The 836-nt window shown below is 60.0% G+C and carries 1 protein-coding gene; it reads left to right on the top strand.

All coding sequences use genetic code 11. The features are described from left to right. Nucleotides 1–77 precede the first annotated feature (77 nt). Nucleotides 78–815, top strand: coding sequence for a methyltransferase domain-containing protein (locus KYK14_RS21940; RefSeq protein WP_219161770.1), 738 nt, complete (start codon nucleotides 78–80; stop codon nucleotides 813–815). The last annotated feature ends 21 nt before the right edge of the window (nucleotides 816–836 follow it).

The following is an 836-nucleotide window of genomic DNA, read 5'->3' as shown; positions in this document are numbered from 1 at the left end:
AAGGTCCTTCACTGCGTTCAGGATGACAGACGTATTTTATCCACAAACTCACCATCTTACCACTCACCATCTCCCACATGCCTGACTTGAGCCGCCGGTCTACGCAGCCGGAGCTGATGGATGATTTAACGTTGGCATCTGACGCGCTACGGCAGAACCTCGACGAGCTGGAAATCATCAATACGTGGCTGGGTGGCTACCGCCCGGTGCTGACGGCACTGGCCGTCCTGCGTCCGCACTGGCCGCCCAACCACCCGCTCCGCCTGGCCGACCTGGGCAGCGGCGGCGGCGACACGCTCCGGCATGTTGCCCGCTGGGCGCGGCGGCAGGCCCTACCCGTTGAGTTGGTTGGCATTGATGCCAATGCTTTCATGCTGCAATACGCCGCCGACAAAGCCCGCGCCTACCCCGAAATTAGCTTTCAGCAGCAGGATATCTTTTCCGACGAATTCCAGCGCCAGCCGTTCGATGTGCTCACGTGCAGCCTGTTCTGCCATCATTTTACCGATGCGGAGCTGGTGCCGCTGCTGCGCCAATGGCATCAGCAGGCCCGCGTGGCCGTGGTTATCAACGATTTGCACCGTCACCCACTGGCTTACTACAGCATCCATTGGCTAACGCGTCTGCTGGGCGGCTCCTACCTCGTGCGGCACGATGCTCCGCTATCGGTGGCACGCGCCTTCACCCGCCAGGACTGGCAACGCCTGTTGGCAGCTGCCGGTATCCAGCACTACTCGTTGCGCTGGTGCTGGGCCTTTCGCTGGCAAGTGGTGCTGTATGGTGAAATGGTGAGTAGTGAAATGGTGAAGTTGTGAATGCAAAAGCGTCTGTCATCC

Source organism: Hymenobacter profundi, from assembly GCF_019334315.1.
GTDB lineage: Bacteria > Bacteroidota > Bacteroidia > Cytophagales > Hymenobacteraceae > Hymenobacter > Hymenobacter profundi.
Note: the sequence above shows the minus strand (reverse complement) of the source record. Positions and strands in the feature narration are given on the sequence as shown.

Bases quoted from the DNA above. Each gene is read 5' to 3' on its own strand.
- KYK14_RS21940 (WP_219161770.1), top strand. From the start codon at position 78: ATGCCTGACTTGAGCCGCCGGTCTACGCAGCCGGAGCTGATGGATGAT.